Origin of the sequence: Mycobacterium sp. E3298 (genome assembly GCF_001666895.1) — a bacterium.
In the GTDB taxonomy this organism is placed as follows: domain Bacteria; phylum Actinomycetota; class Actinomycetes; order Mycobacteriales; family Mycobacteriaceae; genus Mycobacterium.
In genome coordinates this window covers 1-5,913 of record NZ_LZJB01000268.1, presented here as the reverse complement: position 1 = coordinate 5,913, position 5,913 = coordinate 1, and the positions used below count along the sequence as shown (strand labels likewise).

At 67.7% G+C, this 5,913-nt stretch carries 6 protein-coding genes; 1 reads left to right on the top strand and 5 read right to left on the bottom strand.

Annotated features, from left to right (window positions below; all coding sequences use genetic code 11):
- The 5 genes from A9X05_RS12705 to A9X05_RS12685 all read right to left on the bottom strand — a co-directional run.
- A partial coding sequence (locus A9X05_RS12705) for an arabinofuranosyltransferase (RefSeq protein ID WP_197499046.1) occupies window positions 1–892 on the bottom strand: 892 nt, incomplete at its 3' end.
- 2 nt (window positions 893–894) lie between these two features.
- Entirely contained in the window at window positions 895–1,659 is a 765-nt protein-coding gene (locus A9X05_RS12700; RefSeq protein WP_067781744.1) for a decaprenylphospho-beta-D-erythro-pentofuranosid-2-ulose 2-reductase, read from the bottom strand.
- Window positions 1,660–3,051 carry an FAD-binding oxidoreductase gene (locus tag A9X05_RS12695; RefSeq protein ID WP_067781741.1) on the bottom strand — a complete coding sequence of 464 codons (1,392 nt, stop codon included), beginning with the start codon at window positions 3,049–3,051 and terminating at the stop codon, window positions 1,660–1,662.
- Between the two features lie 31 nt (window positions 3,052–3,082).
- Window positions 3,083–3,448: a GtrA family protein gene (locus tag A9X05_RS12690; RefSeq protein ID WP_156670223.1), complete on the bottom strand. Its 366-nt coding sequence runs from the start codon at window positions 3,446–3,448 to the stop codon at window positions 3,083–3,085.
- A 116-nt stretch (window positions 3,449–3,564) separates the two neighbouring features.
- Complete coding sequence (locus A9X05_RS12685) at window positions 3,565–4,044, bottom strand: GreA/GreB family elongation factor (protein WP_067759364.1); 480 nt, start codon at window positions 4,042–4,044, stop codon at window positions 3,565–3,567.
- Window positions 4,045–4,516: 472 nt separating this feature from the next.
- Between A9X05_RS12685 and A9X05_RS31650 the strand changes: the two genes are divergently transcribed.
- A partial coding sequence (locus A9X05_RS31650) for a PPE family protein (RefSeq protein WP_067781738.1) occupies window positions 4,517–5,913 on the top strand: 1,397 nt, incomplete at its 3' end.

The following is a 5,913-nucleotide window of genomic DNA, read 5'->3' as shown; positions in this document are numbered from 1 at the left end:
CGGCCAGCGCGAGGCCCATCAGCGCCATCGCGAACGCGGTGAAACCGAACAGCAGCGTGTACCAGGTGGCGGTGAATCCCAGGAAGAGTCCGGCGGCGATAACCGCGGCCCAGCCGCGGTGCGGCTCCGCCGGCGCCTCGAGCGTCACGCCAGCGTGGCCATGGGCGTCCGGCGTCACGCTGGCGTGACGCTCGGGGGGATCCCACCGGCCGCCGGCGCGCAGGCCCGACCACGTCAGCACAAGCACCGGCGGCAGCAGCACGGTGATCATCGCCGCGTACGGTTCGGGCGAGCCGTAGGCCAGGGTCGCCGCCGCCGTCGCGGTGGTGACGATCAGCGCGTATTCGAACCGGACCATCCGCCACCACAGCACCAGTGCGACGGCGACCGCGATGGTGATCGAGGTGATGGCCCAGGGCTTGTAGACCTCCCAGGCCGGTGTCCCGCTCAGCGCCGCGGCCCGCCCGCCGATCCAGAACCAGCCGGGCGGGTAGAACGGCGGCAGCCCGATGTAGGTCATGTCGCGCAGGGCGGGGCTGTCGGCGAGCCGGGTCAGGTACTCGGTGCGGAACTGCTGGTCGACGGAAATGCCGAACAGGTACAGCTTGGTGGCCCCCAACGGCATGCCCAGCGTCACGACGGTGAACGCGGAGACGAACGCCAGCCCGCCCAGCCGCGCCGGCCACCGCCACCGCCGCCACGCCCAGCCCGCGCCGACCAGGCCGGCCAGGCAGCCGACCTGGCCCACGGTGGTCAGCGCGTGCAGCTGATTCGATGACGGAAAGGCCGGCCACTGGACGCGAGAGATGGCGACCAGCGAGACCACGGCGACGATGACGGCCACCGCGGCCGCCAAAGCCATCTGGCCGAGGCTGGCCAGCGCGTTACGCATGATCAGATGGGCAGCTTGCGGAAGATGGGCCGGGGGATGTGTCGCAACACCATCATCACGTACCGGAATGCTCCTGGCGCCCAAACCAATTCCTTACCCTTTGCGGCCGAGGTCACCGCGAGGTTGGCGACGTACTCCTTGTCCACCGTCAGCGGGGCTTCCTTGACGTGCGCGCTCATCCGGGTGCGGACCTGGCCCGGGCGGATCACCAGGACGTGAACCCCGTACTCGCGCAGCGCTTCTCCGAGACCCAGATAGAAGCCATCCAGTCCGGCCTTGGTGGAGCCATAGACGAAGTTCGATCGTCGCACCCGCTCCCCGGCGGCCGAGCTCATCGCGATGATCTGGCCGAAGCCCTGCGCGCGCATCTTCTCGCCGAGCAGCACACCCACCGAAACCGCTGCGGTGTAGTTGATTTCGGCGGCCAGGACGGCCTTGCGCTGATCCTGCCACAGCTCCTCGGCGTCCCCGAGGATGCCGAACGCGACGATCGCCACGTCGACGTCGCCATGGGCGAACGCCGCCTCGATGGTCTTCGGATGGCTGTCGGGGTCGGTGGCCTCGAAGTCGATCAGCTCCACCGACCGCGCGCCCGCCGCCTTCATCTGGGCGACGGCGGCGTCGCGGCCCGGGTCATCGGGCATGGCGGCCAGCACGATACGGGCGTGCGCGTTCTGCAGATAGCGCTCGCAGATGGCGAGCCCGATCTCGGAGGTCCCGCCGAGCAACAGGATGGTCTGCGGGTTTCCCACAGCGTCCAGCACCATTTACAACAGCTCCAAACGTCGGGCCATGTCGGAGGCGAACACCCCGGCGGGGTCCACCTTGCGGCGCACCGCGATCCACTCGTCGATGCGCGGGTACATGGCGTGGAAGGTCTCGGCGCTCGCGCGGGAATCTTTGGCGGTGTACACCCGGCCGCCGAATTCCAATACCCGCCTGTCAAGTTCGTTGAGGAACTCGTTGATCCCCGGCTTGTTGGGGAAGTCCATCGCGACGTTCCACCCGGCCATCGGGAAACTCAGCGGCGCGCGGTTGCCCGGGCCGAAGAGTTTGAACACGTTCAGCGCCGAATAATGGCCGCGGGTCTGGATCCAGCGGATGATGGCCTTGAACTCGTCCATCGCGTCCGGCGGAACCAGGAACTGGTGCTGCGCGAAACCCATTGGGCCGTAAGCGTTATTCCAGCCGTTGACCAGGTCGAGCATGTGGTAGAACTGCGACAGGTTCATGATCTTGCCGGAGTAGGTTCCGCCCAAGCGGTAGTACACCTCGCCGATGGCCATGAAAGACAGCTTGTTCATCGCGCTGACCGGAAATATGTTCGGCACCGTCAACAGCTGGGGCGCATCGAATTTCAGCGGATTTTTGGCCAGCTTCTCGGGCAGTTGGTCCAGCTTGGCCAGGCTGCCGCGGCTGACCGCGGCCCGGCCGAGTTTGGGCGGTGGGCTGATCAAATCGAACCAGGCGCTGGAGTAGGTGTAGTTGGCCTCGCTGCCGTCGAGGTGAACGGCGACCGTCTCGTCGAGGTCCTTGGTGGCCACACCGTCGGCGATGAAATACGCCGTTTCGGTCGGCGTCATCTCGATGGTCGCGCGCAGCACGATCCCGGTCAGGCCGTTGCCGCCGACGGTGACCCAGAACAGTTCGGCGTCCTCACCGTCGGGGGTGATGGTGCGGACGGTGCCGTCGGCCATGAGCAGGTCCATCGAGCGCACGTGGTTGCCGAAGCTGCCCGCGCTGTGATGGTTCTTGCCGTGGATGTCGCAGGCGATCGCGCCGCCGACGGTGACCTGACGCGTGCCCGGCAGCACCGGCACCCACAGCCCGAACGGCAGCGCCGCCTTCATCAACTGGTCCAGACTGACGCCGGCGTCGACGTCGACCAGCCGGGTGTCGGCGCTGATCGAGTGGATGCGGTTCAGCGGGGTCATGTCGATCACCAGGCCGCCGCCGTTTTGGGCGTTGTCGCCGTAGGACCGGCCCAGGCCGCGCGCGATGACACCCCGTCCGTTCGGTCCGCCGGATTCGGCTACCCGGGCGACGGCCTTGGCGATCAGCTCGGGATCTCGGGTCGAGAGCACCTCGGCCACCGACGGCGCGGTGTGGCCAAAGCCCATCAGCCGGGTGGGGGTGGTTCCAACGTCGGTGCTCAACATCGTCAAAGAGGGTACCGCTTGCGCAACTGGCTCAGCGGATGCGGAAGATAACGGCTCGCTGCACGATGAAGTTGATGACCGTCGCGGTGCCCTGCGCGATCACGAACGCGACGGGTATGGCCCACCCGCGGTAGTGCATAAGCGCAAGGCACAGGTGGTTGAGCCCGACCTGGACGGCGAAGGTGACGGCGTAGAGGATCATGACCGCGACGAACCGGGCGGTGCTGGGGGCGGCTTGGAAAGTCCACCGGCGGTTGATCAGGTAGGCGGTGATGGTGCCGACGACGAAGCTGGTGGCCTTGGCCAGGTCGACCTGGACGCCCACCGCCTTGTACAGGGCCAGGTACAGGCCGAAGTCCACGATTCCCGCCAGGCCGCCGGTGACGACGAAACGCATCACCTGTGTCGTCAGGCTCAACTGTGGGCTGGGCGGGGCGGCATCGGGCGGCGGGGCAACCATCGGGGGGAGTCTATCCGGGCCGGCGGGCCGCGCCGGGGACGCTACGGGACGCTCTAGCGGGGCAGCTTGACCGCGATCAGCTCGACCTGATCCTCGCCCTGCGGCGTGGAGTAGGTCACCGTGTCGCCCGCCTTGTGTCCGGCTAACGCCTGGGCCAGGGGGCTGCGCGCGGTCAGGGTCTCACCTTCCCGGCCAACCGGCGTCTCTTCCACGATCGAGATCACCTGCATGGTGACCACTTCGCCGTCGGAGAAGCGCAGGGTCACCTCGGTGCCACCGGGCAGGGTCTCCGACGCGTCGGCCTCCGACGGGCCGGTGCGCAGCCGGCGGTCCAGCTCGTTGATCCGGTCGCTGAGGCCCACCAGCTCCTCGGCGCGCTGGATCGCCTCGGCGGCGTCGCCGTGATCGCCCACCATGCCGCGGTCGTTGCGGACCTCGACCTCGAGGCGGTCGCGCCGCTGCCGTAGCCGGTCGAGCTCCGCGGCCAGGCTCTCTTTTGCCGCGTCCGCCACTGATTGGGCTTTCTTAGCCACTTCCGTCGACCTTTCGCCTGCGGCCAGTTGGTTTCGCCGATTATTCATTCATACGCCGCAAATCCGCGCACACGCTTTTGTGAGAAAGCCCCGAGGCCGGCCCGACAGGGTCCGGAGGCGTCGCTTCGCCGGCTCGCACACCGGCGGGTTCTTTGCAGTGCGTCGTGGAGATTTCGTGGACGGCGGTCCACCCAGCGCTGGCTTGCCCAGGTGCGGCGGGGACCTCGGGAATCCGACCGCGCCGCGTGGCCCTCACGGCCAAGTAACCCTGCGGCACAGAGTATTTCAGTACGGCCGCCGCGTTCGGGTCCGATGCCTGGCCGTGCTTCGAATTGTCGTGCAAGTCAATTGGCTTCCAGTTTCCGTACCGAAGGAATCTTTTGGCGAGTTTTCTATGACCATCGTCCGAATCGGCGATAGGATTTTGTTCGCTACGGGGTTCACTGACTGAGGTGTTCGAAGAGGGCAGGCCATGGACTTTGGGTCGCTACCCCCCGAGGTCAACTCCGGGCTGATGTACACCGGTCCGGGATCGGGCCCGCTGCTGGCCGCGGCGGCAGCCTGGGACGCGGTAGCCGCAGAGCTGGAGTCGGCGACCGCGGGCTATTCCTCCGAACTGGCGGGCTTGACCGGGCTCTGGTTCGGGCCGTCGTCGATGGCGATGAATGCCGCGGCCGCACCCTATGTGGCATGGTTGGCCGCCGCTGCCGCCCAGGCCGGGGTGACGGCCACGCAGGCCTTTGCGGCGGCTGCGGCGTATGAGGCGGCATATCTGATGACGGTGCCGCCGCCGCTGATCGCGGAGAACCGGGCGCAACTGATGGCGTTGATCGCGACGAACTTCTTCGGGCAGAACACGCCTGCGATCGCGGCGACCGAGGCCGAGTACATGGAGATGTGGGTCCAAGATGCGGTCGCGATGTATGGGTATGCCGTCGATTCGGCGGCCGCCAGTGCCTTGCAGTCGTATAGCGAGCCGCCGCAGACGACCAACCCGGCGGGCCAGAACGCCCAGGGCGGCGCGGTAGCCCAAAGTGCTGCGAACACCGCGGGATCCCAGACGCAGTCGGTGATTCAGCAGCAGCTGACCTCGATCGCGACCCAGCAGCTGACCCCGACGACGGACACGCAACAACTGACCTCGACCGCGGCAACCCAGCAGCTGAGCTCGGCCGCGGAGAGCCAGCAGCTGGGCATGCCCATCGCGACCCAACAACTCACCCCGACGGTTTCGCAGCAGTCCGTCACGCCGATGGCGACGACGACGCAGTCGGTTACGCCGACGTCGACCACGCAGTCGGTTACGCCGATGGCGACGACGACGCAGTCGGTTACGCCGACGTCGACCACGCAGTCGGTTACGCCGACGTCGACCACGCAGTCGGTTACGCCGATGGCGACCACGCCGCAGTCGGCTGCGCCCGCGGCAACGTCACAATCGGTCACGCCCACCGCCTCCGCGCAATCGGTTGCCCCCGCGGCGACGTCACAGTCGGTCACGCCCGCCGCCACCTCGCCGCAATCGGCCGCCCCGGCGGCGTCCACACAGTCGGTGGCGCCGGCCGCGTCCCAGCCGCCGCTGTCGATCACCCACGTGATCATCAACGGCGTCGATCCGATCGACCTTCAGGGCACGATCCTGAACGGCCAAGTCGTCGAAGTCACCGCGGGCAATCCTGCCGTCACCCTGCCCGGCCAGACGCTGACCGTCGCCAGCGGCGGGCAGCTCATCATCGATGCGAACGCCAGCTACACCGACACCGGCACCCTGGCCATCAGCTCCGGCGGCGTGGTCACCGACAGCGGCACTCTGACCGTCGGCTCCGGCGGCATCCTGACCGACAGTGGCTCTCTGACCGTCAGCTCCGG